This window comes from Pseudomonas fluorescens, from assembly GCF_041354075.1.
GTDB lineage: Bacteria > Pseudomonadota > Gammaproteobacteria > Pseudomonadales > Pseudomonadaceae > Aquipseudomonas > Aquipseudomonas fluorescens_CE.
The window spans coordinates 57,263-82,117 of the sequence record NZ_JARZGC010000011.1 but is presented as its reverse complement, the minus strand read 5'-3'; the positions used below and the strand labels follow the sequence as shown (position 1 = coordinate 82,117).

Here is a 24,855-nt window from a genome sequence, read left to right as displayed (position 1 = left end):
CCGTAGGAGGGATTCTCGTCTCGCGATTTGTCGCTACTTTCGCGCATCCGCCGGCCACGGGCAGTAACACCCTACCGCCAGTGTGTGCGTGGCACTCACCGGGCGGCCTTCGTTCAGGGCTTGCAGGATCGGTTCGATGAAGCTGTTGTTCGAGTTGCAGGTCAGGTCTTCACTGTAGGGCCCGAAATACGCCAGCTTGCCGCTGCGATCCCAGATCGCCACGGCGGGGCTGGCCGGGATCTGCTCGGCACCCGGCAGCACATCGATGGCTTTCAGGCCGCTCAAGGTGCTGGGCAACTGGCCGTGGCTGCCGGGCTTTTGCACCGAAAAGAACTCGACGCCCTGAGGGCCGTAGTGTTCGACCAGTTCGCTCAAGTGTTGTTGATTGCCGACATTGCACGGGCACGCCGGGTCCCAGAAGTGCACGAGGCGGATCGCGCCGGGCCCCGACAGGCTGTCGGGCAGGCGCAGCGGGTCGCCGGAGAACAGCGCCGTGTGCTCGCTGAAGGCACGCAGGTAACGTCCCTGGAACCAGTCGTAGGCCGCCCAGAGCATACCGGCACAGAGGAGGGCGAGCAGGCTGGCGAGCAGAGTGGTGCGGTAGGGCGAACGCATGGGTGGTCTTCCTCAGAGATCGCCCAGCTTGCCATGCTTGCCGCGACAGATGAATATCGCAGGCTCATAAAGTCTGCTTCAAGCTCTGGAACCGTCCATGCCCGCCACTTTCGACCCCGACCACCTGCGCGCCAGCCTGCGGCCCCTGGCCCAATGGCAACCGCTGTCCGGGGAGGCGTTGGCGTACCAGCAGTTTTACGGCCTGGATTTTCCGGGGCGAGCGCTGCGTACGGGATTGGGGCGTTTCGACGTGGACGGCTATGAACTGGTCGGCCAGGTCTGGTGGCCGGAGTGCGCCAAGGCGACGCTGTTCCTGTTCCACGGTTTCTACGATCACACCGGGCTTTACCGGCATGTGATCGAGTGGGCGCTGGACCAGGGCTTTGCGGTGATCGCCTGCGACCTCCCGGGGCATGGCCTGTCCAGCGGCGAGCGGGCGAGTATCCGCGATTTCGCCGAGTATCAGGACGCGCTGCAAGGGCTGTTCGCCCAGGCTTCGTCGCTGGAACTACCCCAGCCCTGGCACCTGTGCGGACAGAGCACCGGCGGCGCGATCATCGTCGACCATGTGCTCAACGCCGGCGCCCACAGCCCGGCGCAGGGCCAGATCATCCTGCTGGCGCCGCTGGTGCGCCCCCGGGCCTGGGGCTCGTCGCTGCTCAGTTATTACCTGCTCAAGCCTTTTGTCAGGGGTATCGCCCGGCGTTTCAGCGAAAATTCCAATGACCCGCAGTTCCTGACGTTCCTGCAGGCCGACCCCTTGCAGGCGCGACGCCTGCCCACCGCCTGGGTCGGCGCCTTGTCACGCTGGATCAAGCGCATCGAAGCCGCACCGACCAGCACCCGGCAGCCGTTGATCGTGCAGGGGCAGGCGGACATGACGGTGGACTGGCCGCACAACCTCGAGGTGTTGAAAGCCAAGTTCAACCGGCCGCAGGTGTTGATGCTGCCGGAGGGGCGGCATCATCTGGCGAATGAGGTGGTGGAGATGCGCAGGGAGTATTTCGGGTTCTTGAGCAAGCGGATCAAGGGTAGCAATCGATAGCGACTGTGCCGGCCCCATCGCTGGCAAGCCAGCTCCCACAGGGTTCTTGAGCCAGCACGGATCTTGTGTACGCCAGGAGCATCTGTGGGAGCTGGCTTGCCAGCGATGGCGACCTGAGGGGCGCCAGTGATCACTGACCGGAATTCGAAGGATTCTGCCCCACCGCCAAGCCCGCGCGAATCGCTGCCAGCGCCGCCTGGTAATACGCCTTGCCTTCGGCCGACTCGGCAAAGGTGGCGAATTCTTCCAGTTCGTTATCCGACAGGTCGCGATAGACATACAGCAGGGTGTTGTTCAGGTCGCTGCCGATCTGGTCCATCAAGCGCTGACGCTGACCGTTCAACAGGCCTTGCGCCTGTCCGCCACCCAGCAGGCCGGGAATCATCGAACTCAGGCTGTCGGCCGCGACGCCGGCGATCGCCAGGCTGACTTCCGCACCCGCTTCACGGGCAGGCAACGCCTGGGCCAGGTGGCCGATGATCAGCAGGCGACTGTCGCTGGCCTGCATCTTCGGCAGGCCCTTGGCGTTTTTTGCCAGTTGATCGCGACGGGTCGCGAGCAATTCGGCGGCCACGATCTTCTTGCCCAGTGGCGACTGGAAGAAGGTCAGGGCGGGTTTCGGGTCGGCAAGGTTTTTGCGCAGTTGTGCCTCGGCACGCTGATCGACGGCCTGCGGCGCGAAGCGTTGATTGCTGTTGTTCACCAGCGCCTGAAACACAGCCGGTGGCAGGCTGTTCTGATAGCGCTGCTGAGCCGCCGCCAGAGCGTCGTTGAAATGCGCGCGTTGTTCCGGCCAGCCGGCGACCTTGTACAACTGGTCGTGGCCGTCTGCCCAGGCGGGCATCACGCAGAACATCAACATTGAGAAAAGCAAACGACGCATAGGGACTCCTGTCAGCAGCCGACTATTCTCCGTGCGGCATACCGACTTGTCGAGAATTCGTATCAAGCCGCCGCGTGGCTCTGTCGGATTTTCGAGGACAGGAATACTATGCGCGCCATGCCAATATCCTCTGATCACCCGCTGCTGTTACGTATCGTTGACGAACTGGCCGAACACGGCTGGTCGCAGCAGAATATTTTCCTGCCTATGGATCTGACCCGGGCACTGGCGGCTGAGTGCCGTAAACGTGCGGCCGAGGGTGAGCTGGCCCCGGCCGCCGTGGGGCGCGGGCCGACTTCGGAGATACGCGAGGCCATTCGCGGCGACAGGATCCAATGGATCGAGCCGGGCCAGGCGCCGGCGTGCGACCGCTACCTGGCGTTGATGGACAGCCTGCGCGAAGCGATCAATCGCAGCTTGTTCCTGGGGCTGGAGGATTTCGAAAGCCATTTCGCGCTGTACCCGCCCGGCGCTTTCTACCTCAAGCACCTTGACCGCTTTCGCGATGATGACCGGCGTGCGGTGTCGGCGGTGCTGTACCTCAATGAGGCCTGGCTGCCCCAGGAAGGTGGTCAGTTGCGCATGTACCTCAAGGATCGCGGCGAATACGACGTGTTGCCCACTGGCGGATGCCTGGTGGTGTTCCTGTCGGGCGAGGTACCCCATGAAGTCCTGCCCGCCACCCGGGATCGCCTGTCGCTGACCGGCTGGTTCCGCCGCCGTGGCAACGAGCCGTTCTGATCATGCACAAGGTCCTGGTGAGCCGCTGCCTGCTGGGTCACCGCGTGCGATACGACGGCGGCGCCAGCGGGCCTTTCGATCAGCTCCAGCAATGGCTCGACGAAGGTCGTGTGGTGCCGCTGTGCCCGGAGGTGGCCGGTGGCTTGCCGACGCCACGGCCAGCGGCAGAAATTCCGGGTGGGCAGGGCGTCGATGTGCTGGAAGGGCGGGCGCCGGTGATGACCACCGAGGGCGAAGACGTCAGCGCACAGTTCCTGTCCGGGGCGCATCAGGCGCTGGCCTTGGTGCAAGCCCACGACATCCGCATCGCCGTGCTCAAGGCCAACAGCCCCTCGTGCGGAAATCGGCTGACCTACGACGGCACCTTCAGTGGGGTGAAAGTCAGCGGCGAAGGGGTGACGGCGGCGTTGCTCAGACGCCACGGGGTGCAGGTGTTCAGTGAGCTGGAGTTGGCCGAGGCGGCTGAGGCGTTGGCGGCGCAGCCCTGAGCCACCACTCAACCTTGTGGGAGCGGGCTTGCTCGCGAAAGCGGTCAGTCAGGCGGATGCATTTCAATGACACACCCAGTCGCGAGCAAGCCCGCTCCCACATGGGCCGTCATTGTTGGTGGGATTCGGGCTCGGCAACCGACTTTTGCATAAGCCACTTCTGCTCCAGCGCCTGCAAACGGCCATCGGCCTTGATGCGCTGCAAGGCATTCTCCAGGCTGGCATGGAACGCCGGGTTGCCCTTCTGAAATGGAATCGCCAGGTTCACCGGCGAGGCGGCCTTGGTTTTTTCCGGCGTCAGGGACTGCACCAGCAGCATCGACTGCGGCGCTGCTTCCTTCTGCGCGATCAATTCTCCATCGACCCGCGCGTAAGGTTCGCTGAAGTCGAAACGATCCTTGAGTTCCGGGGTCTGTGCTATGTGGTTGATGGCGACGTCGTACTTGCCGCTTTCAACGCCGGTCAACAGATCGCTGGCATCGGTGACGACAAAGTCGGCCCGCACATCCAGTTCGTTGGCCAGCAACTGGCCCAGTTCGACTTCGAAGCCCGAGAGCTGGCCGTCGTCCTTGAAATTGAAGGGCGGTGTATTAGCCTCAAGGGCAATGCGCAATTCACCACGGTCGTTGACGTCGTCAATCAGTTCGGCATGGGCCAAAGGGCTCAAAAGGGGCAGCAGACAGATCAGGCCAGGCAGAAAGCGCATGGTCACTCCTTTGAATTTCTTGTTGCGACCCTTTGATTCAGGCTCGCTTTGCTATGGTTGTCGAGTGCCTTCGACAACGAATGGTCATGAAGTTGTCATGACCACGCGAATTTTATGAAAAAACTGGAGAAGAGAATGAAATCCTTTATGTCACGTGCTGCTTTGGCTGGCCTGCTGATGGGTGTTTCGGTGCTGGCCAGTGCGGCGACCCCGGCGCCCAAGGGGGCTGAAGTGTCCATCGTTTCTCCTGCAGACGGCGCCACCGTCCCTCAGACCTTCATCGTCAAGTTCGCAGTCCAGAACATCGCGCTGGCACCTGCGGGCGATGTCACCAAGAACACCGGGCACCATCACCTGCTGATCGACGTGGATGATCTGCCGGATGCCGGCCAGCCGATCCCTACCGATGCCCACCACATGCATTTCGGCAAGGCGCAGACCCAGGCTGAAATCAAGCTGGCCCCGGGCAAGCACACCCTGCAACTGATTCTCGGCGACAGCGGCCACATGCCGTTCGAGCCGTCGATCGTTTCCGAGAAGATCACCGTCAACGTCAAATGACCCATGCATGAAAAAGGGAGCCCGAGGGCTCCCTTTTTTGTCGTTCAAGTCGCGATCAGAACAACACGCGGCTACGGATGGTGCCGTTGATGTGCTGCAGCTTCTCTTGCGCCAGGTCCGAGTACTCGGCGTCGACGTCGATCACCACGTAACCGACTTTTTCGTTGGTCTGCAGGAATTGACCGGAGATGTTGATGCCGTTTTCGGCGAAGACCTTGTTGATCTCGCTCATCACACCCGGAATGTTCTCGTGGATGTGCAGCAGGCGGTGCTTGCCAGGGTGAGCCGGCAGGGCCACTTCCGGGAAGTTCACCGACGATACCGAGGTACCGTTGTCGCTGTACTTGACCAGCTTCTCCGCCACTTCCAGACCGATGTTAGCCTGGGCTTCGGCAGTCGAACCGCCGATGTGCGGGGTCAGGATCACGTTGTCCAGGCCGCGCAGCGGGCTTTCGAACTCTTCGTCGTTGGAGCGAGGCTCCACCGGGAATACGTCGATGGCCGCGCCGATCAGGTGCTTGTCCTTGATGGCTGCCGCGAGGTGGTCCAGCTCGACCACGGTGCCGCGAGCGGCGTTGATCAGGATGCCGCCTTTCTTGATGGCGCGGATTTCCTTCTCGCCGATCATCCACTGGGTCGCGGCGGTTTCCGGTACGTGCAGGGTCACGATGTCGGACATGCCCAGCAATTCGTGCAGGTTGCCGACCTGGGTCGCGTTACCCAAAGGCAGCTTGGTCACGGTGTCGTAGAAATACACCTGCATGCCCAGGCCTTCGGCCAGGACTGACAATTGCGTGCCGATCGAGCCGTAACCGACGATGCCCAGCTTCTTGCCGCGGATTTCGAAGGAGTTGGCCGCGCTCTTGATCCAGCCGCCACGGTGGCAGGAAGCGTTCTTCTCAGGGATGCCGCGCAGCAACAGGATCGCTTCGGCCAGCACCAGCTCGGCAACGGAGCGGGTGTTGGAGTACGGCGCGTTGAACACGGCGATGCCGCGCTCGCGAGCTGCGTTCAGGTCGACCTGGTTGGTGCCGATGCAGAAACACCCTACCGCCACAAGCTTCTTCGCGTGGTCGAAGATCTCTTCGGTCAGTTGAGTGCGGGAGCGAATGCCGATGAAGTGAGCATCGGCGATCTTTTCCTTCAGTTGGGCTTCCGGCAGAGAACCGGTGAGGTACTCGATGCTGGTGTAGCCGGACGACTTGAGGACGTCGACAGCCGATTGGTGGACGCCTTCGAGAAGAAGGAACTTGATCTTGCTCTTATCGAGAGAAGTCTTGCTCATCTGCGTAAACCTGTATCCCGGAGAAAAATGGCAGGAAATGGTCAATAGATGCTGACCCGGACGACAACTCGGCCGTCGCCGCAACACCGCCGTTGGGCTCTGTGCTGCGGGGTCGGTATGCTAGCATAAGCGCCCCGCTAAACACCCGTTCCTGCGACGTGAAGCGTTCTCAGGATGACCATGAATTGTTCGAGAGTTCTGTCGATGACCAATCCTGTCCTGATTGAAGAACTGAAGTCTCTGGTCGAGCCCGGCAAGGTGCTGACCGACGGCGAATCCCTGACGGCCTACGGCAAGGACTGGACCAGACAATTCGCACCGGCGCCCACGGCCATCGTGTTTCCCAAGACCACAGAACAGGTGCAGGCCATTGTCCTGTGGGCCAACCGCCACAAGGTGGCGCTGGTGCCGTCCGGCGGGCGCACCGGCTTGTCGGCAGCTGCCGTGGCGGCCAATGGCGAAGTGGTGGTGTCGTTCGACTACATGAATCAGATTCTCGATGTGAACCTGACCGAACGCACTGCCGTGTGCCAGCCGGGCGTGGTGACTGAGCACCTGCAGAACGTCGCCGAAGAGCAGGGCCTGTATTACCCCGTGGATTTTGCCTCGGCAGGCTCCAGCCAGATTGGCGGCAATATCGGCACCAATGCCGGCGGGATCAAGGTCATTCGTTACGGCATGACCCGCAACTGGGTGGCGGGCATGAAGGTGGTCACCGGCAAGGGCGACGTGCTCGAACTGAACCGCGACCTGATCAAGAACGCCACCGGCTACGACCTGCGCCAACTGTTCATTGGTGCCGAGGGCACCCTGGGTTTTGTGGTCGAGGCCACCATGCGCCTGGACCGTGCGCCCAAGAACCTCACCGCCATGGTGCTTGGCACCCCGGACCTGGACTCGATCATGCCGGTGCTGCACGCCTTCCAGGGCAAGCTCGACCTGACCGCCTTCGAGTTCCTCTCCGACAAGGCCCTGGCCAAGGTCGTGGCGCGCGGCGATGTGCCGGCGCCGTTCGACACCGACTGCCCGTTCTACGCCCTGCTGGAATTCGAAGCGACCACCGAAGAAGTGGCCAACCAGGCCCTGGAAACCTTCGAGCATTGCGTCGAGCAGGGCTGGGTGCTGGATGGCGTGATGAGCCAGAACCAGACTCAGCTGCAAAACCTGTGGAAGCTGCGCGAGTACATCTCGGAAACCATCTCCCACCGCACGCCGTACAAAAACGATATTTCGGTGACCGTGTCGAAAGTCACGGCATTCCTGAAGGAAATCGACGAGATCGTCGCCGAGCACTACCCCGACTTCGAAGTGGTCTGGTACGGTCACATCGGGGATGGCAACCTGCACCTGAACATCCTCAAGCCGGATGACCTGAGCAAGGACGAGTTCTTCGCCAAATGCGCAACGGTCAACAAGTGGGTGTTCGAAACGGTCGAGAAGTACAACGGCTCGATATCCGCCGAGCATGGCGTGGGCCTGGTCAAGCGCGATTACCTGACCTACAGCCGTTCACCGCTCGAGATCGAGTACATGAAGGCGCTCAAGGGCGTGTTCGATCCGAACGGCATCATGAACCCGGGCAAGATTTTCCCTGTTTGAGTCTTGAATTTCAGCTTCACGAACCAGGAGTCGGTAATGAGCTACCAGCACCAGTATGTCGACGGCACGCGTATCCACTTCCCGTTGGGAAAAGTGGTATGCATCGGGCGTAACTACGCCGAACACGCCAAGGAACTGGACAACCCCGTTCCGACGGAGCCCTTGCTGTTCATCAAGCCGGGCAGTTGCGTGGTGCCGCTGGAAGGCGGCTTCAGCATTCCCACCGAACGTGGCTCGGTGCATTACGAAGCAGAAATCGCGGTGCTGATCGGCAAGCCGCTGTCCACCAAGCCGAGCCGTGAAGAAGTGCTCGACGCGATCAGCGGTTTCGCTCCGGCCCTGGACCTGACCTTGCGCGACAAGCAGGCCGAGTTGAAATCCAAGGGCCTGCCCTGGGAAATCGCCAAGTCCTTCGACGGCGCGGCGGTGATCGCCCCGTTCGTGTCCGGCAGCACCTTCGCTGACCTGACCGACATCGGCATTCGCCTGACCATCAACGGCGAAGTCCGTCAGGATGGCAACAGCAGCGTGATGCTCAACCCGATCGTGCCAATGATCCAGTACATGGCAGGCTGCTTCTCGCTGCAAGCCGGTGATGTGATCCTCACCGGCACGCCGGTAGGCGTCGGTCCGCTGAATGTGGGCGATGAGATCGTTCTCGAACTGCCGGGCGCCAGCCGCTTCGCCAGCAGCGTGCGCTGACTCGGCGCCCCCATCCTGCAGGAGCGAACCTGCTCGCTCCTGCAGGGGATTGGTGTGTGATTTCACAGGGCAATCCCGCCATTTGCCGTTTTTTTCACATCTGGTCTGGATAATTCCGGGGCTTGCGGCGTCTGAGCCGTTCCCAATTGTGCTATTACCCTTAGCCTGAATTTCTGGAAAGCATCCCCCGATGGCCACTCAACAGCAGCCCACGCTCAAGCCTGCCCGTCGCCCGCGCCTTTTCATGCGCTGGTATTCCTGGCTTTTGCTGGCGGTTGCCGCAGCCTATGGTCTTGCGTTTGCGATGCATTGGGACGACCGTGGCATCCTTTGGGTGCTTGAGCGTTTCGAGAGCCCGGCGGAACGTCAGGAAAGCATCTGGCTACCGGATTACCAGGTGGTGATCGATGCCAAACCGTTGCCGGGGATGGAAAAGGACGAAGCGTCCGACCTGGCGTACAACCCGCAAACCAAAACCCTGTTCGCAGTGATGGGCAAGAATCCGTTCCTGGCCGAGCTGACCCTGCAGGGCGAAGTGCTGCGCAAGATGCCGCTGGTGGGCTGGAGCAACCCGGAAGGGCTGACGCTTATGGGCAACGGCCTGCTGGCCATCGTCGACGAGCGCGAGCATTCCCTGACCATCGTCAAGGTCGACGCCGACACCCGCGAGCTCAACATCGCCAACTTCCCGAAATACGATCTCGGTCCGTCGGAGGATCAGAACAAGGCGTTCGAGGCGATCGTCTGGGACGCTGACAATCAGCAGATGCTGTTGGGAGAGGAGCGGCCGCCGGCGTTGTTCACCTGGAAAAGTGCCGACGGCCAGACACTGACCGGTGACAAACAGAAACTGGCCAGCGACGAATTGGACATCCGCAACCTGTCGGCCCTGGCCATCGATCCCCGTACCCGGCATACGCTGGTGTTGTCCGCTGACTCCCATCTGTTGCTGGAACTGGACGAGAAAGGCGAACAAGTGAGCTTCATGACCTTGCTCGGCGGTTTCAATGGCCTGAAAAAGACCATTCCCCGTGCCGAAGGCGTGACCATGGACGAGGCGGGCACGCTGTACATGGTCAGCGAACCCAACCTGTTCTATCGTTTCGAAAAGCAGCACTGACCCGGGTTTGTAGGAAACATAACCCTCAGTTGTAGGCTAGGGCTAATGGCCATTAAGCTTGAATTCAGACTGCCGTGGTATTTCATCCACCTGTCCTGATCCCGAGCCTGCCCGAATGCGCCGATTTGCCCGTCCCAAACCCCTGATGTTGACCCTGTTGGCGATTGCACTGCTGGTACTGTTTGCGGTTGGCCAGTACCTGCGTTTGTTCGAGCGCGCCTGGTTCAACCTGAACACGCTTTGGCAGCCGGAAAGCGCTCAGTCCATCGGGCTGGGGCACTACCAGGTCACGCTTGAAGGCCGGAGCATCGAGGGCCTGGATGACGACGTGTCGGCGTTGACCTTCGATCCGGTGCGCAAAAGCCTGTTTACCGTCACCAATAAGAACTCCGAGCTGATCGAACTCTCGCTTGAGGGCCAGATCATCCGGCGCATCGCCCTGGTCGGCTTCGGCGATCCGGAGGCGGTGGAGTTCATCAGCGCCGACACCTACGTCATCACCGATGAGCGCCAGCAGCGGCTGATCAAGATTCATGTGGAGAAAGACACCACGTTCCTCGACGCCGCAGAAGCCGAGCAAATGACCCTGGGTATGCACATGAGCGGCAACAAGGGCTTCGAAGGTTTGGCCTACGACTCGGTGGGCAAGCGCCTGTTTGTCGCCAAGGAACGCGACCCGATGCTGATCTATGAAGTGCTGGGATTCCCGCATCACAACCCGGAAAAATCCTACGCGGTCCATGTGGTCAACAATCCCAAGCGCGATGCCGGGATGTTTGTCCGGGACCTGTCGAGCCTGCAATACGACGAGCGCAGCGGCCATTTGCTGGCGCTGTCCGATGAGTCGGGGCTGATTCTGGAACTGGATGTGGACGGGCGGCCGCTCAGTACCCTGTCACTGGGCAAGGGGCGTCACGGGCTGAAAAAGACCGTACCGCAAGCGGAAGGCATCGCCATGGATGACGACGGCACCCTGTACCTGGTGAGCGAGCCGAACCTGTTCTACGTGTTCAGGAAGCCTTGATCCACACCGCAAAACCCTGTGGGAGCGAGCAGGCTCGCTCCCACACAAAGCAACGCGTTGAAGTTACTCCGCGCGCAGGGTTTTCACGCCTTCGCTGGTGCCCAGCAGCAGCAAATCCGCCGGCCGAGCCGCGAACAGGCCGTTGGTGACCACGCCGACGATCGCGTTGATCTGCGTTTCGAGTTCCACCGGGTTGGTGATCTGCATGTTGAATACGTCGAGGATGATGTTGCCGTTGTCGGTCAACACGCCTTCACGGTAGACCGGGTCGCCACCGAGCTTGACCAGTTCACGGGCCACGTGGCTGCGGGCCATCGGGATCACTTCGACCGGCAACGGGAACGTGCCGAGCACGGGCACCAGTTTGCTGGCGTCGGCGATGCAGATGAAGGTCTTGGCCACGGCAGCGACGATCTTCTCGCGGGTCAGGGCGGCGCCACCCCCCTTGATCAGGTTCAGGTGCTCATCGCTTTCGTCGGCGCCGTCGACGTAGAACTCCAGGTCGCTGACGGTATTGAGCTCATACACCGGGATGCCGTGGCCCTTGAGGCGCGCGGCGGTGGCTTCGGAACTGGCGACTGCGCCGTCGAAAGCGCCCTTATGTTGGGCCAGGGCGTCGATGAAGCAGTTGGCGGTAGAGCCGGTGCCGACCCCGACGATGCTCTTGTCATCGAGTTTCGGGAGGATGAAGTCGACGGCAGCCTGGGCCACGGCCTGTTTGAGTTGATCCTGGGTCATGCGGGCTCCGGAAGCGGGCAGGGGGAAACGGAAAGGCCGGCATTATAGCCCCTTGCACGACCAAAACCTCTTGATTCGTGTGGTCGCACGGCTGAAAGCCGGGTTAGACTCCCGGGCCCTGCCCAACCCGCTCAGTGATGCTTTCCGATGCTCGAACAGTACGTCAAAAAGATCCTCACCTCGCGCGTTTATGACGTTGCCGTAGAAACCCCGCTGCAGGCTGCCCGCCAGCTCTCCGAGCGGCTGGGCAACCATATTCTGCTCAAGCGCGAAGACTTGCAGCCGGTGTTCTCGTTCAAGATTCGTGGGGCCTACAACAAGCTGACGCAACTGAGCGACGAAGAGCGCGCCCGTGGCGTCGTCACCGCGTCGGCGGGCAACCACGCCCAGGGCCTGGCCCTGGCCGCCAAGGTGCTGGGCGTCAAGGCCACGATCGTGATGCCCAAGACCACGCCGGAAATCAAGGTCGAGGGCGTGCGTTCACGCGGCGGAAAAGTGGTGCTGCACGGGGACTCGTTCCCGGAAGCCCTGGCCTACTCGCTGAAACTGGTCGATGAAAAAGGCTACGTCTACATCCACCCCTACGACGATCCCCACACCATTGCCGGGCAAGGCACGGTGGCGATGGAGATCCTGCGCCAGCACCCGGGCCGGCTGGATGCGATCTTCGTTCCGGTGGGCGGCGGTGGCCTGATCGCCGGTATTGCGGCGTACGCCAAATACCTGCGTCCGGACATCAAAATCATTGGCGTGGAGCCGGATGACTCCAATTGCCTGCAAGCCGCAATGGCGGCGGGCGAACGCGTGGTCCTGCCGACGGTGGGCATCTTTGCCGACGGCGTCGCGGTCGCGCAGATCGGCCAGCACACCTTTGACATCTGCAAGGATCATGTCGACGAGGTGATTACCGTCAGCACCGACGAAATCTGCGCTGCCATCAAGGATATCTACGACGATACCCGCTCGATCACCGAACCTGCCGGCGCACTGGGCGTGGCCGGGATCAAGAAGTACGTCGAGCAGCACGCCGTGACGGGTCAGACCTTCGTAGCGATCGATTCCGGCGCCAACGTCAACTTCGACCGCCTGCGTCACGTCGCCGAGCGCGCCGAACTGGGTGAAGGTCGCGAAGCCATCATCGCCGTGACCATTCCCGAGAAGCCGGGCAGCTTCAAGGCGTTCTGCGAGGCCATCGGCAAGCGTCAGATCACCGAATTCAATTACCGCTACAACACCGGCAGCGAGGCGCACATCTTCGTTGGCGTGCAGACGCACCCGGAAAACGATCCGCGCAGCGCACTGATTGCCAGCCTGACCGAGCAGGGTTTCCCGGTGCTGGACCTGACCGACAACGAGCTGGCCAAGCTGCACATCCGGCATATGGTCGGTGGCCGCGCCGCCCAGGTCGTCGATGAAGTGGTGCTGCGTTTCGAGTTCCCGGAGCGACCAGGCGCGCTGTTCAACTTCCTCAACAAGCTCGGCGGTCGCTGGAACATTTCGATGTTCCACTACCGCAACCACGGCGCGGCGGACGGCCGGGTGGTGGCGGGCCTCCAGGTCCCTCACGACGAGCGTCACCTGGTGCCCGCCGCCCTTGAGGAAATCGGCTACCCGTACTGGGATGAAAGCGACAACCCGGCTTACCAGCTGTTTCTTGGCTGAGCGGCTACGCTGATGGGCAACGCATAAGGAAATCGAACCATGGAAACCTTGACCGCCCTGAAATTGGCGCATGTCGTGGCCACAGTGCTGCTGTTGCTCGGCGCGCTGGGGCTGGCGATCTGGGTCTGGCGTGCCCGGCGCAAGGGCGATGCCACGGCCGCCAGCCGGACGCTGCAGCGGCCTCGGGTGTTCGTCTGGCTGGTGATGGGGCTGGCATTGCTGAGCCTGCCGTTTACCGGCTGGTCGATGGTGCATCGGGTGGGCTGGCCGTTGGGGCAGACCTGGCTGCTGGCCTCCAGCGTGCTTTATACCGTGGCGGCGCTGGCGTGGTTCTGGCTGTTGGTGCGGCTGAACAAAGTGCGTAACACGCCGGGTGGTGTGGGTAAATTCAGTGTTGCGCTGGCGGTGTTCAGTTTTGTCTGCTTTATCGCCATTGCCGGGTTGATGGGTGCCAAGCCGGTCTGAACGACGCCCCCTGTAGGAGCGAGCATGCTCGCGATGGACTCAACGAAGCCGCGGGGTATCAGATGCCCAGCGCCATCGTTAGCGACCATCGCGAGCATGCTCGCTCCTACAGGGTCGCTAATCAATCGCGCAGACTGATCACCGGCCAACCACGCTTCTCGGCCTCGGCCCGCAGATTCGGATCAGGATCCACCGCCACCGGGTTCGCCACCTGTTCCAGCAACGGCAAGTCATTCATCGAGTCGCTATAGAAGTAGCTGTCTTCCAGCGAATACCCGGTTTCCTCCAGCCAGCGGTTCAGCCGCGTCACCTTGCCTTCGCGAAAACACGGGATGTCGGTGCTGCGCCCGGTGTAGCGGCCATCGACCATCTCGCATTCGGTGGCGATCAGGGTGTCGACGCCCAGGCGTGCGGCAATCGGCGCGGTGACAAATCGGTTGGTGGCGGTGATGATCACCAGCTTGTTACCGGCAGCCCGGTGTTTGGCCAGCAGCTCGATGGCCTTGGGCAGCATCAGCGGTTCGATGCAGTCGCGCATGTAGTCGTTGTGCCAGAGGGCCAGCACGTCCATGTCGGTGCGGCCGAGAATTTCCAGGCAGAAGTTGAGATAAGCGTCGTTATCCAGCTTGCCGGCCAGGTAATCCTGGTAGAACTCATCGTTGCGCGCCTTGTAGGCCACCGGGTCGAGAAAGCCACGTTCACACAGGTAATCGCCCCAGGCGTGGTCACTGTCGCCGCCCAGGAGGGTGTTGTCCAAGTCGAATAAAGCCAGGCGCATTGCGGTTACTCGCTGAAAAGTCTGTAGAAAGACGCCCAGAATACGGACTTTTCACCAGAGTGCACATAAGGTCGGTCGGCGCGTTGCTGCCTTCACGACATTTGTGGAACAATGCGGCGACATGCGTTTGCGAGGTTGTTGCCGTGATCGACCCCGATGGTTTCCGCCCCAATGTCGGGATCATTCTCACGAATGATGCCGGACAGGTGCTATGGGCTCGCCGTATCAATCAGGACGCCTGGCAGTTTCCGCAGGGGGGGATCAACCCTCAGGAGACGCCGGAAGACGCCTTGTACCGCGAGCTGAACGAAGAAGTGGGCCTGGAACGCGAGGACGTTGAAATTCTCGCCTGTACCCGGGGCTGGTTGCGCTATCGTTTGCCGCAACGTCTGGTCCGTACCCACAGCCAACCGCTGTGCATCGGCCAGAAACAGAAATGGTTTCTCCTGCGCCTGATCTCCAACGAGCAGCGGGTGCGGATGGATTTGACCGGTAAACCGGAGTTCGATGGCTGGCGCTGGGTCAGCTATTGGTATCCGTTGGGCCAGGTGGTGACATTCAAGCGCGAGGTGTATCGACGCGCTCTCAAAGAGCTTGCCCCGCGCCTGTTAGCGCGCGACTGACGACGGAGTTCGACCCCGAGCCATGCTCAATACGCTGCGCAAGATCGTCCAGGAAGTTAACTCCGCCAAGGATCTCAAGGCGGCGTTGGGGATTATTGTGTTGCGCGTCAAAGAGGCCATGGGCAGCCAGGTCTGCTCGGTCTACCTGCTTGATCCCGAGACCAACCGCTTTGTGCTGATGGCGACCGAGGGCTTGAACAAGCGCTCGATCGGCAAGGTCAGCATGGCGCCCAACGAGGGTCTGGTCGGCCTGGTCGGCACGCGTGAAGAACCCCTGAACCTCGAAAATGCTGCGGATCACCCGCGCTACCGCTACTTCGCCGAGACCGGCGAAGAGCGCTACGCCTCCTTCCTCGGGGCGCCGATCATTCACCACCGTCGCGTCGTCGGCGTGTTGGTCATCCAGCAAAAGGAACGTCGACAGTTCGACGAAGGCGAAGAAGCCTTCCTCGTGACCATGAGCGCGCAGCTCGCCGGCGTGATCGCCCACGCCGAGGCCACCGGTTCGATCCGCGGCCTGGGCCGTCAGGGCAAGGGCATCCAGGAAGCCAAGTTCGTCGGCGTGCCGGGTTCGCCGGGTGCGGCGGTCGGCACTGCGGTGGTCATGTTGCCGCCGGCCGACCTGGACGTGGTGCCGGACAAGACCATCACCGACATCGACGCCGAGCTGAAGCTGTTCAAGACCGCCATCGAAGGCGTGCGCGCCGACATGCGAGCCTTGTCCGCCAAGCTGGCCACCCAATTGCGGCCCGAGGAGCGGGCGTTGTTCGACGTCTACCTGATGATGCTCGACGACGCCGCGCTGGGCAATGAAGTGACCACGGTGATCAAGACCGGCCAGTGGGCCCAGGGCGCGCTGCGCCAGGTGGTCACCGATCACGTCAACCGTTTCGAACTGATGGACGATGCCTACCTGCGCGAGCGCGCCTCGGACGTCAAGGACCTGGGGCGCCGCCTGCTCGCCTACCTGCAGGAAGAGCGCCAGCAGAATCTGGTCTACCCGGAAAAAACCATTCTGGTTGCCGAGGAACTGACACCGGCCATGCTCGGCGAGGTGCCGGAAGGCACGCTGGTCGGCCTGGTCTCGGTGCTCGGTTCGGGCAACTCCCACGTCGCGATCCTGGCCCGGGCCATGGGCATCCCGACGGTGATGGGCCTGGTCGACCTGCCGTACGCCAAGGTCGACGGCATCGGCATGATCGTCGACGGCCATCGCGGCGAAGTCTTCACCAACCCCAGCGAAGTATTGCGCAAGCAATTTGCCGAGGTCGTGGAAGAAGAGAAGCAACTGGCCCTGGGCCTCGATTCCCTGCGTGACCTGCCCTGCGTGACCGTCGACGGTCACCGCATGCCGCTGTGGGTCAACACCGGCCTGCTGGCGGACGTGGCGCGGGCACAGAAGCGCGGTGCCGAAGGCGTAGGTCTGTACCGCACCGAAGTGCCGTTCATGATCAACCAGCGTTTCCCCAGCGAAAAGGAGCAGCTGGCGATCTATCGCGAGCAGCTCGCCGCGTTCCACCCGCAACCGGTGACCATGCGTACGCTGGACATCGGTGGCGACAAGGCGCTGTCGTACTTCCCGATCAAGGAAGACAACCCGTTCCTTGGCTGGCGCGGGATTCGCGTCACCCTCGACCACCCGGAAATCTTCCTGGTGCAGACCCGCGCGATGCTCAAGGCCAGCGAAGGCCTGAACAACCTGCGCATTCTGCTGCCGATGATCTCCGGCATCCATGAACTCGAAGAAGCCCTGCACCTGATTCACCGGGCCTGGGGCGAAGTGCGCGACGAAGGCACCGACGTGCCGATGCCGCCGATTGGCGTGATGATCGAGATTCCGGCAGCGGTGTACCAGACCAAGGAACTGGCGCGGCAGGTGGACTTCCTGTCGGTCGGCTCCAACGACCTGACCCAGTACCTGCTGGCCGTGGACCGTAACAACCCACGGGTGGCGGATCTCTACGACTACCTGCACCCGGCGGTGCTCCAGGCGTTGCAGAACGTGGTGCGTGATGCCCATGCCGAAGGCAAACCGGTGAGTATCTGCGGCGAGATGGCCGGCGACCCGGCGGCGGCGGTGCTGTTGATGGCGATGGGCTTCGACAGCCTGTCGATGAACGCCACCAACTTGCCGAAGGTGAAGTGGATGCTGCGCCAGATCAACCTGGACATGGCCAAGGAGTTGCTGGCCGAATTGATGACCATCGACAACCCGCAGGTGATCCACAGCTCGCTGCAACTGGCGCTGAAGAACCTCGGGTTGGCGCGGATGGTCAACCCGGCGGCGGCCAAGGTTCTCTGAAACCCTGAGGGACCCATCGCTGGCAAGCCAGCTCCCAGTGTGTCTGCGTCTGCTCACTTATCCGTGAGCGACGCAAACCTTGTGGGAGCTGGCTTGCCAGCGAAGAGGCCGGTCCAGGCAGCAAACAATCAAACGCTGATCACCACTTCTCCAAGATGCCCGCCATAGGGCCCGAAACTGCGCTCGACCATCTGCCGCGTCCCGTCCGCCTGAACGATCAGTGCCGTACTCGCCCGCGTCCCGTACGTGGGGCTGGCAATGAACACGCTCGACAACAGGCTCTCGGTCGCCAGCCCCACCCCGGTGTCCGGCAGGTCGGCGAAGGGCGCCGTCTGCGCGTCACTGAGCAGCGCCAGCAGCGCTTCGGGTTGCGGGTCGTCCAGTTCCGCTTCCAGCCTGGCCCGGGCCTTGAGCAACTTGGGCCACGGCGTGTCCAGCCCCGCATTCGACAAGCCGTAGACCCCCGACTGAAGCATCACCGCCTCGGCGGCTCGGGCGTGGTAGTACCACAACTCGTTGGCATTGCCGAGCAGCAGGTTGAACCCGGCATATTCCAGGGAACGCCCGACCACATCGTCCAGATAGTCATCGATCGGCATCTCGCCGCCGAGAAAACGCGCGACCAGTTCGCCACGGGATTTGCGTGCGGGCGGTTGATGGGGATCGCGGATGTTGGTCAGCGCCGCAAAGCGCCCATTGGCGGCGATCCCCAGCCAGGTGCCGCCGGCCTCCAGGTCGCGGCCGGCGTAGACCTGCGGGGCGTGCGGCCATTGCGCCAGCGGCAGGCTGGGCCGGGCATAGAATTCGTCGCGGTTGGCCGCGACGATCAGCGGTTGGGCATGACCCGGGCGCCAGGCGAAGACAATCAGGCACATAAGGTGGTCCTTGTGTGTTTTTGCCCACTCTACGCAGACATCGCCCGTCGATCCATCGGCTTCACAGTAGAGCCGGAGGCCGTGCATCCGTTAACATGCCGCTCCGGTTTTGAGTGTTCGGTAGGGATTGTCCATGGAGTTTGTGCTCTATCTGGCGCTTGGCGCCTGCGCAGGCGTGCTGGCCGGCCTGTTTGGCGTGGGCGGTGGGATCATCATCGTCCCGGTGCTGGTGTTCAGTTTCAAGGCGCAGGGCTTCGATCCGTCGATCCTCACCCACCTCGCCGTGGGGACGTCGCTGGCGACCATCATTTTCACCTCGGTCAATGCCGTGCGCGAGCACCACCGCCGGGGCGCGGTGCGCTGGCCGATCTTTGCCTGGATGACGGTCGGTATCCTGCTCGGTGCCGGTTTCGGCGCCCTCACCGCCGAAGCGATCTCCGGGCCGAACCTGCAGAAGGTCATCGGCGTGTTCGCCCTGGTCATTGCCGCGCAACTGGCGCTGGACCTCAAACCCAAGGCCAGTCGAACGGTGCCGGGCAAAGTCGGTCTGACCGTGGCCGGCAGTGTGATTGGCTGGGCGTCGGCGATCTTCGGGATTGGCGGCGGTTCGCTGACCGTGCCGTTCCTGACCTGGCGCAGCGTGCCGATGCAGCAGGCCGTGGCCACGTCGTCGGCCTGCGGTTTGCCGATTGCCGTGGCCAGTGCATTAAGTTTCATGATTCTGGGCTGGCATGATCCGTTGTTGCCGGCCCATAGTTTCGGTTTCATCTATTTGCCGGCGCTGTTGGGCATCGCCTTGACCAGCATGGTGTTCGCCCGCCTCGGCGCGCGGCTGGCGCACAAGCTGTCGCCGAAGTTGCTGAAAAGGCTGTTTGCCGCTTTGCTGTTCTGCGTCGGGCTGACGTTCCTTCTTTGAGGGGCGGCGCAATCCTGGCTTAATCCTGAGGTGACAGCGTCGCCCGGGAACTGATTTGAACTCATGAGGAGTCGCAATGCTGCCTTACCCGCAGATCGACCCGGTGGCTTTGGCCATCGGTCCGCTGAAAATCCACTGGTACGGCCTGATGTACCTGATCGGCATCGGCGGTGCGTGGCTGCTGGCGTCGCGCCGGCTCAACCGCTTCGACCCGACCTGGACCAAGGAGAAACTCTCCGACATGGTGTTCTGGATGTCGATGGGCGTCATCGTCGGCGGGCGCCTGGGTTATGTGCTGTTCTACGATCTGAGTGCCTACATCGCCAACCCGCTGCTGATTTTCGAGGTGTGGAAGGGCGGCATGTCGTTCCACGGCGGCTTCATCGGCGTGATGCTGGCAGCGCTGTGGTTCGGCAAGAAGCACAACAAGTCATTCTTCCAACTGATGGACTTCGTGGCGCCGATGGTGCCGATCGGCCTCGGTGCAGGGCGTATCGGCAATTTCATCAACGCCGAATTGTGGGGCAAGGCCACCGACGTGCCGTGGGCCATGGTGTTCCCGCCGTTCAGCGATCCGGCACAACTGCCGCGTCACCCGTCGCAGCTGTACCAGTTCGCCCTGGAAGGCGTCGCGCTGTTCCTGATCCTGTGGCTGTACTCGCGCAAGCCGCGGCCCACCATGGCGGTGTCGGGGATGTTCGCGCTGTTCTACGGGATCTTCCGGTTCATCGTCGAATTCGTCCGCGTACCGGATGCGCAACTGGGCTACCTGGCCTGGAACTGGCTGACCATGGGTCAGGTGCTGTGCGTGCCGATGATCATCGGCGGCCTGTTCCTGATCTGGCTGGCCTACAATCGCGCACCGGCGCCGCCAGCGGCTGCTGCATAAATTCGAACCCCGGGGCTGCGGCCCCGGGTTCAAGGACACAGGTAACTCATGAAGCAATATCTCGAACTGGTCGCCCACGTCATCAAGAACGGCACCAAGCAAGCCAACCGCACTGGCGTGAACACCATCAGCTTCCCCGGCGCGATGCTGCGTTATGACCTGCAGGAAGGTTTCCCGGCGATCACGACCCGCAAGATGGCCTTCAAGTCGGCCATTGGCGAAATGTGCGGCTTCCTGCGTGGGGTGAACAACGCCGCCGAATTCCGCGCGCTGGGTTGCAAGGTCTGGGATCAGAACGCCAACGAAAACGCCCAGTGGCTGGCCAACCCGTTCCGCCAGGGCGAAGACGACCTCGGCGAGATCTATGGCGTGCAATGGCGCAAATGGCCGGCGTACAAGCAGATCCCGCTCAGTAACCAGGCCGCCATCGAGCAGACCTTGAGCCAGGGCTATCGCCAGATCGCCGAAGGCGAAGAAGACGGCCAGGCCTACGTGGTGCTGTACAAGGCGATCGATCAGGTCCGCCAGTGCGTCGACACCATCATCAAGGACCCGGGCAGCCGCCGCATCCTGTTCCACGGTTGGAACGTTGCGCAACTCGATGAAATGGCCTTGCCGCCGTGCCATCTGCTGTATCAGTTCCACCCGAATGTCGAGACCAGAGAGATTTCCCTGACCCTCTACATCCGCTCCAACGACCTGGGCCTGGGCACGCCGTTCAACCTCACCGAGGGCGCGGCACTGCTGAGCCTGATCGGGCGCCTGACCGGCTACACGCCGCGCTGGTTCACCTATTTCATCGGCGACGCGCACGTCTACGAAAACCACCTTGACATGCTCAACGAACAGCTCACGCGCGAGCCGTTCCCGATGCCCAAACTGGTGATCAGCGACCGTGTGCCGGAGTTTGCCAAGACCGGTGTGTACCAGCCGGAGTGGCTGGAGCTGGTGGAGCCAGGTGATTTCTCGCTGGAAGGTTATCAGCACCATGCGCCGATGACGGCGCCGATGGCGGTGTAGATCAGACACGATCCCCTGTAGGAGCGAGCATGCTCGCGATGGTCGTCAACGATAACGCTGGCATCCTGATGCCCCGCGGTGTCCCGTCCTCCATCGCGAGCATGCTCGCTCCTACAGGAGGCCTTGTGTGGTTTTAGTGACCATGGCTGCGGCCCACATGCGAATGCTCGACCTCCGTCGCCACCACCCCGCCACTCACTTCCAGCCGCTGCAAGATCCCGCATTGATCGATGTCCGGTCCTTCGCCGCAGCGTTGGCGCAGGTCGATCAGTTGCGCCTGTAGCGCCTGTAATCCGTCGATCCGTGCCTTGACGTGCTGGATGTGTGCATCCACCAGCGCATTCACGCTTTCGCATTGATCCTGCGGGCTGTCACGCAGGGCCAGCAGGCTGCGGATTTCCTCGAGCGTCATGTCTAGGGTGCGGCAGTTGCGGATGAAGGTCAGGCGTTCGGCGTGGGCCTGGGTGTAGACACGGTAGTTGCCGTCACTGCGGGCCGGTTCCGGCAGCAGGTTCTCGCGCTCGTAGTAGCGGATGGTCTCCACGGCGCAGTCGGTCTGTTTCGCCAGTTCGCCGATCTTCATGACAGTGCTCTCCAAATGGGTGCTTGACCCTATAGTGGCTACAGGGTCTTTACTTGGCAACAGGCACTTTCATGGACGCGACCAATGAGCGATTCCCGGCACTCTCACTCTCATTCCCCCGACACCGGCACTGGCTGCTGCAGCAAACTCACGACCCTTGCCAAGCCTGTGCATGAACATCATGGCGACAGCTGCTGTTCGTCCAATACCGCGCCGGCGCTGGTCCAACTGACCGAAGCCCCCAGCGCCAATGCGCGGCTGAGCAGTTTTCGCATCGAAGCCATGGACTGCCCGACCGAGCAGACGCTGATCCAGAACAAGCTGGGCAAGCTGGCGGGCGTGCAGCAGCTGGAATTCAACCTGATCAACCGCGTGCTCGGTGTCACCCATGACCTGCCAGGCACCGCGCCCATCATCGAGGCGATCAAGTCCCTGGGCATGCAGGCCGAGCCGCTGGAGGCGGGCGTTGAAGCGCCAGCGCCAGCGCCCGAGAAAAAGCCCTGGTGGCCCTTGGCGCTGTCGGGCGTGACCGCGCTCGCCGCCGAAGTGGTGCACTTCACCAGTGCGGCGCCGGATGTGGTGGTGGCGGTCATCGCGTTGATCTCCATTTTCAGCGGCGGTCTCGGCACCTACAAGAAGGGCTGGATCGCCCTGAAAAACCTCAACCTGAACATCAACGCGCTGATGAGCATCGCCGTGACCGGCGCGATCCTGATCGGCCAGTGGCCGGAAGCGGCGATGGTGATGTTCCTGTTCACCGTCGCCGAGTTGATCGAAGCCAAATCCCTGGACCGCGCGCGCAATGCCATCAGTGGCCTGATGCAGATGACCCCGGAACAGGCCACGGTGTTACAGGCCGACGGCAGTTGGCTGGAGCAGGACGTCAAGACCATCGCCCTGGGCGCGCGGGTGCGGGTGCGGCCCGGCGAGCGCATCGGCCTGGACGGTGAAGTGCTTTCCGGCAGTTCCACCATCGATCAGGCGCCGATCACCGGTGAGAGCCTGCCGGTGGAGAAAACCGTGGGCGACAAGGTGTTCGCCGGCACCATCAACCAGGCCGGCTCGCTGGAGTATTCAGTGACCGCAGCGGCCAACCAGTCGACCCTGGCGCGGATCATCCATGCGGTGGAACAGGCGCAGGGCGCGCGGGCTCCGACTCAACGTTTCGTCGATCAATTCTCGAAAATCTACACCCCGGCGGTGTTCGTCTTCGCCCTGGCCGTCGCGGTGATTCCGCCGCTGTTCATGGGCGCCGCGTGGTTCGACTGGATCTACCGGGCGCTCGTGTTGCTGGTGGTCGCCTGCCCTTGTGCGCTGGTGATTTCCACCCCGGTGACCATTGTCAGCGGCCTTGCGGCGGCGGCGCGCAAAGGCATTCTGATCAAAGGCGGCGTCTACTTGGAGGGCGGTTACAAGCTCGATTACCTGGCGCTGGACAAGACTGGCACCATCACCCACGGCAAACCGGTGCAGACCGATTACCTGGCGCTCGACCCCAAGGCTGACGCGACCGCGCCTGCGATTGCCGCCGCGCTGGCCGGGCGTTCGGACCACCCGGTGTCATTGGCGATTGCCAACGCCGCTGTGGATAAATCCTCGGCCCCGCTTGTTGTGGATAACTTCGAAGCTCTCGCCGGTCGCGGCGTACGCGGCGAGATCGACGGTCAGGTCTACCACCTGGGCAACCACCGCCTGGTAGAAGAGTTGAACCTGTGCTCACCGGCATTGGAGGAGAAGCTGTTTGCGCTGGAGAAACAGGGCAAGTCGGTGGTGTTGCTGCTCGATGCCTCAGGCCCGCTGGCGCTGTTCGCCGTGGCCGATACGGTGAAGGACTCCAGTCGCGAGGCCATCCGCCAATTGCACGAGCTGGGCATCAAGACCCTGATGCTCACCGGCGACAACGTTCACACCGCTCAGGCGATTGCCGCGCAGGTGGGCATCGACGAGGCCAAGGGCGACCTGTTGCCCACCGACAAGCTGCAAGCCATCGAAGCGCTGTATGCGCAGGGCCGGCATGTGGGCATGGTCGGTGACGGCATCAACGATGCCCCGGCACTGGCACGTGCCGAGATTGGTTTCGCCATGGCGGCGGCGGGCACCGATACCGCCATCGAGACCGCTGATGTCGCCTTGATGGACGATGATCTGCGCAAGATTCCAGCCTTTGTTCGCCTGTCCCGGCAAACCTCGAGCATCCTCAAGCAGAACATCGCCCTCGCTTTGGTCATCAAGGCGATCTTTCTTGGGGTAACCTTCTTCGGGTTCGCCACCATGTGGATGGCGGTGTTCGCCGACATGGGCGTGAGCCTGCTGGTGGTGTTCAACGGTTTGCGCCTGCTGCGCAAGTAACGGATGAGGGGCGGCTGTGCTGAGTGCCGAGCTGAAGGCGTTTTACATGGTGGCCCGCCTGGGCAGCATTACCCAGGCGGCGAAAAAGCTCGGCCTGAGCCAACCCACGGTGACGACCCAGATTCGCCACCTGGAAAGCCAGTACGCCGTGGAACTGTTCTACCGTGGCGGCCGCCGCCTCAGCGTCAGCGATGAGGGCGCACGGCTGTTGCCGATGGTGAAGGCGCTGTTGCAGCAGGAGGCCGACATCGAGTTTTTCCTGCGCAACAGCGGCCAGGTCCAAGGCACCTTGCGCATTGCGGCCACGGCGCCTTACTACATCCTCGACCTGGTGAAGACCTTTCGCGAACGCTTGCCCCAGGTCGAGGTTTCGGTGGAGATCGGCAACTCCCAGCAGGTCCTCGAAGCCCTGGAGGATTACCGGGTGGACGTCGCCGCCTCCTCGCAGTTGCTCGACGACGCGCGCTTGATTCGTCGGGTGCTGGGCAGCGACCCGCTGGTGCTGGCGGTGCATCGCAACCATCCGCTGGCGGTGCACGACCATGTGCCGCTCGGCGCCCTGGTCGGGCACACATTGCTGATGCGCGAATCGGGTTCCACCACAAGGCGCCTGACCGAAGAGCTGCTGGCCGGCGCAGGCCTGGATTTCGGGCCGCTGCTGGAGATCGGCAGCCGGGAATCGATTCGCGAGGCGGTGCTGCGCAACATCGGCATCAGCATCATTGCCCGGCAGGAAGTGCCGCACGATCCGCAATTGCGGGTGCTGACGATCGAGAATGCGCCGCAGATCCCCGAATACCTGTATTGCCTCAAGGAACGCAAAGGGGCGCGGTTGCCGGCGGCATTTCTCGGGGTGGCGCAGGAGATGTCTCCAGCCTGAGCGGGC

General features: G+C 62.3%; 25 protein-coding genes. 17 read left to right on the top strand and 8 right to left on the bottom strand.

The annotated features are described in order from the left end of the window. Positions 1–33: 33 nt before the first annotated feature. Positions 34–615 (bottom strand): DUF6436 domain-containing protein, encoded by a 582-nt coding sequence (locus QIW53_RS16325; protein WP_371050622.1) that lies wholly within the window; start codon positions 613–615, stop codon positions 34–36. A gap of 97 nt (positions 616–712) precedes the next feature. Between QIW53_RS16325 and QIW53_RS16320 the strand changes: the two genes are divergently transcribed. Then, the gene (locus QIW53_RS16320; protein ID WP_371050621.1) at positions 713–1,660 is read left to right on the top strand and encodes an alpha/beta hydrolase; all 948 of its coding nucleotides are present in this window, start codon (positions 713–715) and stop codon (positions 1,658–1,660) included. 130 nt (positions 1,661–1,790) lie between these two features. Here QIW53_RS16320 and QIW53_RS16315 read toward each other — a convergent pair whose 3' ends face one another. Then, positions 1,791–2,543 (bottom strand): DUF2059 domain-containing protein, encoded by a 753-nt coding sequence (locus QIW53_RS16315; RefSeq protein ID WP_371050620.1) that lies wholly within the window; start codon positions 2,541–2,543, stop codon positions 1,791–1,793. A 108-nt stretch (positions 2,544–2,651) separates the two neighbouring features. Between QIW53_RS16315 and QIW53_RS16310 the strand changes: the two genes are divergently transcribed. Both QIW53_RS16310 and QIW53_RS16305 read left to right on the top strand, forming a co-directional pair. Then, entirely contained in the window at positions 2,652–3,284 is a 633-nt protein-coding gene (locus QIW53_RS16310) for a 2OG-Fe(II) oxygenase (RefSeq protein WP_371050619.1), read from the top strand. A 2-nt stretch (positions 3,285–3,286) separates the two neighbouring features. Continuing rightward, the gene (locus QIW53_RS16305) at positions 3,287–3,772 is read left to right on the top strand and encodes a DUF523 domain-containing protein (RefSeq protein WP_371050617.1); all 486 of its coding nucleotides are present in this window, start codon (positions 3,287–3,289) and stop codon (positions 3,770–3,772) included. A 109-nt stretch (positions 3,773–3,881) separates the two neighbouring features. On the opposite strand, the gene QIW53_RS16300 is transcribed toward QIW53_RS16305, so the two are convergent. Then, entirely contained in the window at positions 3,882–4,478 is a 597-nt protein-coding gene (locus tag QIW53_RS16300; RefSeq protein ID WP_371050616.1) for a transporter substrate-binding domain-containing protein, read from the bottom strand. A gap of 135 nt (positions 4,479–4,613) precedes the next feature. Between QIW53_RS16300 and QIW53_RS16295 the strand changes: the two genes are divergently transcribed. Next, on the top strand, positions 4,614–5,039 hold the full coding sequence (locus tag QIW53_RS16295) for a DUF4399 domain-containing protein (protein WP_371050615.1): 426 nt from the start codon (positions 4,614–4,616) through the stop codon (positions 5,037–5,039). A gap of 55 nt (positions 5,040–5,094) precedes the next feature. On the opposite strand, the gene serA is transcribed toward QIW53_RS16295, so the two are convergent. Next, positions 5,095–6,324 carry a phosphoglycerate dehydrogenase gene (gene serA, locus QIW53_RS16290; RefSeq protein WP_371050614.1) on the bottom strand — a complete coding sequence of 410 codons (1,230 nt, stop codon included), beginning with the start codon at positions 6,322–6,324 and terminating at the stop codon, positions 5,095–5,097. A gap of 204 nt (positions 6,325–6,528) precedes the next feature. On the opposite strand from serA, the gene QIW53_RS16285 reads away from it, so the two are divergent. The 4 genes from QIW53_RS16285 (at position 6,529) to QIW53_RS16270 (ending at position 10,769) form a co-directional block, all read left to right on the top strand. Next, positions 6,529–7,923, top strand: coding sequence for an FAD-binding oxidoreductase (locus tag QIW53_RS16285; RefSeq protein ID WP_371050613.1), 1,395 nt, complete (start codon positions 6,529–6,531; stop codon positions 7,921–7,923). Positions 7,924–7,959: 36 nt separating this feature from the next. Continuing rightward, complete coding sequence (locus QIW53_RS16280; protein WP_371050612.1) at positions 7,960–8,625, top strand: fumarylacetoacetate hydrolase family protein; 666 nt, start codon at positions 7,960–7,962, stop codon at positions 8,623–8,625. Positions 8,626–8,815: 190 nt separating this feature from the next. Beyond that, entirely contained in the window at positions 8,816–9,745 is a 930-nt protein-coding gene (locus QIW53_RS16275; protein ID WP_371050611.1) for an SdiA-regulated domain-containing protein, read from the top strand. Positions 9,746–9,860: 115 nt separating this feature from the next. Further along, entirely contained in the window at positions 9,861–10,769 is a 909-nt protein-coding gene (locus QIW53_RS16270; RefSeq protein ID WP_371050610.1) for an SdiA-regulated domain-containing protein, read from the top strand. Positions 10,770–10,832: 63 nt separating this feature from the next. Here QIW53_RS16270 and rpiA read toward each other — a convergent pair whose 3' ends face one another. Beyond that, positions 10,833–11,507 (bottom strand): ribose-5-phosphate isomerase RpiA, encoded by a 675-nt coding sequence (gene rpiA, locus QIW53_RS16265; RefSeq protein ID WP_060543978.1) that lies wholly within the window; start codon positions 11,505–11,507, stop codon positions 10,833–10,835. 147 nt (positions 11,508–11,654) lie between these two features. On the opposite strand from rpiA, the gene ilvA reads away from it, so the two are divergent. After that, complete coding sequence (gene ilvA / locus QIW53_RS16260; protein ID WP_371050609.1) at positions 11,655–13,169, top strand: threonine ammonia-lyase, biosynthetic; 1,515 nt, start codon at positions 11,655–11,657, stop codon at positions 13,167–13,169. 39 nt (positions 13,170–13,208) lie between these two features. Continuing rightward, a complete protein-coding gene (locus QIW53_RS16255) occupies positions 13,209–13,634 on the top strand; it encodes a DUF2269 family protein (protein WP_371050608.1) in 426 nt (141 codons plus the stop codon). Between the two features lie 121 nt (positions 13,635–13,755). On the opposite strand, the gene QIW53_RS16250 is transcribed toward QIW53_RS16255, so the two are convergent. Continuing rightward, positions 13,756–14,412 (bottom strand): HAD family hydrolase, encoded by a 657-nt coding sequence (locus QIW53_RS16250; RefSeq protein ID WP_371050607.1) that lies wholly within the window; start codon positions 14,410–14,412, stop codon positions 13,756–13,758. Between the two features lie 143 nt (positions 14,413–14,555). Between QIW53_RS16250 and QIW53_RS16245 the strand changes: the two genes are divergently transcribed. Together QIW53_RS16245 and ptsP are read left to right on the top strand one after the other, a co-directional pair. Beyond that, positions 14,556–15,035, top strand: a complete 480-nt coding sequence (locus QIW53_RS16245; RefSeq protein ID WP_007897732.1) for an RNA pyrophosphohydrolase — start codon at positions 14,556–14,558, stop codon at positions 15,033–15,035. A 22-nt stretch (positions 15,036–15,057) separates the two neighbouring features. Then, positions 15,058–17,337 (top strand): phosphoenolpyruvate--protein phosphotransferase, encoded by a 2,280-nt coding sequence (ptsP, locus tag QIW53_RS16240; RefSeq protein ID WP_371050606.1) that lies wholly within the window; start codon positions 15,058–15,060, stop codon positions 17,335–17,337. Between the two features lie 128 nt (positions 17,338–17,465). On the opposite strand, the gene QIW53_RS16235 is transcribed toward ptsP, so the two are convergent. Beyond that, positions 17,466–18,212, bottom strand: a complete 747-nt coding sequence (locus QIW53_RS16235; RefSeq protein WP_371050605.1) for an NRDE family protein — start codon at positions 18,210–18,212, stop codon at positions 17,466–17,468. A gap of 133 nt (positions 18,213–18,345) precedes the next feature. Between QIW53_RS16235 and QIW53_RS16230 the strand changes: the two genes are divergently transcribed. The 3 genes from QIW53_RS16230 (at position 18,346) to QIW53_RS16220 (ending at position 21,037) form a co-directional block, all read left to right on the top strand. Continuing rightward, the gene (locus QIW53_RS16230; protein WP_371050604.1) at positions 18,346–19,128 is read left to right on the top strand and encodes a sulfite exporter TauE/SafE family protein; all 783 of its coding nucleotides are present in this window, start codon (positions 18,346–18,348) and stop codon (positions 19,126–19,128) included. Positions 19,129–19,204: 76 nt separating this feature from the next. After that, positions 19,205–20,017 carry a prolipoprotein diacylglyceryl transferase gene (lgt, locus tag QIW53_RS16225; protein WP_371050603.1) on the top strand — a complete coding sequence of 271 codons (813 nt, stop codon included), beginning with the start codon at positions 19,205–19,207 and terminating at the stop codon, positions 20,015–20,017. Between the two features lie 48 nt (positions 20,018–20,065). Then, the gene (locus QIW53_RS16220; protein ID WP_371050602.1) at positions 20,066–21,037 is read left to right on the top strand and encodes a thymidylate synthase; all 972 of its coding nucleotides are present in this window, start codon (positions 20,066–20,068) and stop codon (positions 21,035–21,037) included. A gap of 133 nt (positions 21,038–21,170) precedes the next feature. On the opposite strand, the gene cadR is transcribed toward QIW53_RS16220, so the two are convergent. Next, complete coding sequence (cadR, locus tag QIW53_RS16215) at positions 21,171–21,620, bottom strand: Cd(II)/Pb(II)-responsive transcriptional regulator (RefSeq protein ID WP_371050601.1); 450 nt, start codon at positions 21,618–21,620, stop codon at positions 21,171–21,173. Positions 21,621–21,704: 84 nt separating this feature from the next. Here cadR and QIW53_RS16210 point away from each other — a divergent pair, with 84 nt between their 5' ends. Both QIW53_RS16210 and QIW53_RS16205 read left to right on the top strand, forming a co-directional pair. Next, positions 21,705–23,969 carry a heavy metal translocating P-type ATPase gene (locus QIW53_RS16210; RefSeq protein WP_371050600.1) on the top strand — a complete coding sequence of 755 codons (2,265 nt, stop codon included), beginning with the start codon at positions 21,705–21,707 and terminating at the stop codon, positions 23,967–23,969. 16 nt (positions 23,970–23,985) lie between these two features. Then, positions 23,986–24,849, top strand: a complete 864-nt coding sequence (locus tag QIW53_RS16205) for a LysR family transcriptional regulator (protein ID WP_371050599.1) — start codon at positions 23,986–23,988, stop codon at positions 24,847–24,849. Positions 24,850–24,855 lie beyond the last annotated feature (6 nt).

What these genes read in the sequence shown, in the direction of transcription:
- QIW53_RS16325 (WP_371050622.1), bottom strand. Translation starts at nt 615, where the DNA reads ATGCGTTCGCCCTACCGCACCACTCTGCTCGCCAGCCTGCTCGCCCTC.
- QIW53_RS16320 (WP_371050621.1), top strand. Translation starts at nt 713, where the DNA reads ATGCCCGCCACTTTCGACCCCGACCACCTGCGCGCCAGCCTGCGGCCC.
- QIW53_RS16315 (WP_371050620.1), bottom strand. Translation starts at nt 2,543, where the DNA reads ATGCGTCGTTTGCTTTTCTCAATGTTGATGTTCTGCGTGATGCCCGCC.
- QIW53_RS16310 (WP_371050619.1), top strand. Translation starts at nt 2,652, where the DNA reads ATGCGCGCCATGCCAATATCCTCTGATCACCCGCTGCTGTTACGTATC.
- QIW53_RS16305 (WP_371050617.1), top strand. Translation starts at nt 3,287, where the DNA reads ATGCACAAGGTCCTGGTGAGCCGCTGCCTGCTGGGTCACCGCGTGCGA.
- QIW53_RS16300 (WP_371050616.1), bottom strand. Translation starts at nt 4,478, where the DNA reads ATGCGCTTTCTGCCTGGCCTGATCTGTCTGCTGCCCCTTTTGAGCCCT.
- QIW53_RS16295 (WP_371050615.1), top strand. Translation starts at nt 4,614, where the DNA reads ATGAAATCCTTTATGTCACGTGCTGCTTTGGCTGGCCTGCTGATGGGT.
- serA (WP_371050614.1), bottom strand. Translation starts at nt 6,324, where the DNA reads ATGAGCAAGACTTCTCTCGATAAGAGCAAGATCAAGTTCCTTCTTCTC.
- QIW53_RS16285 (WP_371050613.1), top strand. Translation starts at nt 6,529, where the DNA reads ATGACCAATCCTGTCCTGATTGAAGAACTGAAGTCTCTGGTCGAGCCC.
- QIW53_RS16280 (WP_371050612.1), top strand. Translation starts at nt 7,960, where the DNA reads ATGAGCTACCAGCACCAGTATGTCGACGGCACGCGTATCCACTTCCCG.
- QIW53_RS16275 (WP_371050611.1), top strand. Translation starts at nt 8,816, where the DNA reads ATGGCCACTCAACAGCAGCCCACGCTCAAGCCTGCCCGTCGCCCGCGC.
- QIW53_RS16270 (WP_371050610.1), top strand. Translation starts at nt 9,861, where the DNA reads ATGCGCCGATTTGCCCGTCCCAAACCCCTGATGTTGACCCTGTTGGCG.
- rpiA (WP_060543978.1), bottom strand. Translation starts at nt 11,507, where the DNA reads ATGACCCAGGATCAACTCAAACAGGCCGTGGCCCAGGCTGCCGTCGAC.
- ilvA (WP_371050609.1), top strand. Translation starts at nt 11,655, where the DNA reads ATGCTCGAACAGTACGTCAAAAAGATCCTCACCTCGCGCGTTTATGAC.
- QIW53_RS16255 (WP_371050608.1), top strand. Translation starts at nt 13,209, where the DNA reads ATGGAAACCTTGACCGCCCTGAAATTGGCGCATGTCGTGGCCACAGTG.
- QIW53_RS16250 (WP_371050607.1), bottom strand. Translation starts at nt 14,412, where the DNA reads ATGCGCCTGGCTTTATTCGACTTGGACAACACCCTCCTGGGCGGCGAC.
- ptsP (WP_371050606.1), top strand. Translation starts at nt 15,058, where the DNA reads ATGCTCAATACGCTGCGCAAGATCGTCCAGGAAGTTAACTCCGCCAAG.
- QIW53_RS16235 (WP_371050605.1), bottom strand. Translation starts at nt 18,212, where the DNA reads ATGTGCCTGATTGTCTTCGCCTGGCGCCCGGGTCATGCCCAACCGCTG.
- QIW53_RS16230 (WP_371050604.1), top strand. Translation starts at nt 18,346, where the DNA reads ATGGAGTTTGTGCTCTATCTGGCGCTTGGCGCCTGCGCAGGCGTGCTG.
- lgt (WP_371050603.1), top strand. Translation starts at nt 19,205, where the DNA reads ATGCTGCCTTACCCGCAGATCGACCCGGTGGCTTTGGCCATCGGTCCG.
- QIW53_RS16220 (WP_371050602.1), top strand. Translation starts at nt 20,066, where the DNA reads ATGAAGCAATATCTCGAACTGGTCGCCCACGTCATCAAGAACGGCACC.
- cadR (WP_371050601.1), bottom strand. Translation starts at nt 21,620, where the DNA reads ATGAAGATCGGCGAACTGGCGAAACAGACCGACTGCGCCGTGGAGACC.
- QIW53_RS16210 (WP_371050600.1), top strand. Translation starts at nt 21,705, where the DNA reads ATGAGCGATTCCCGGCACTCTCACTCTCATTCCCCCGACACCGGCACT.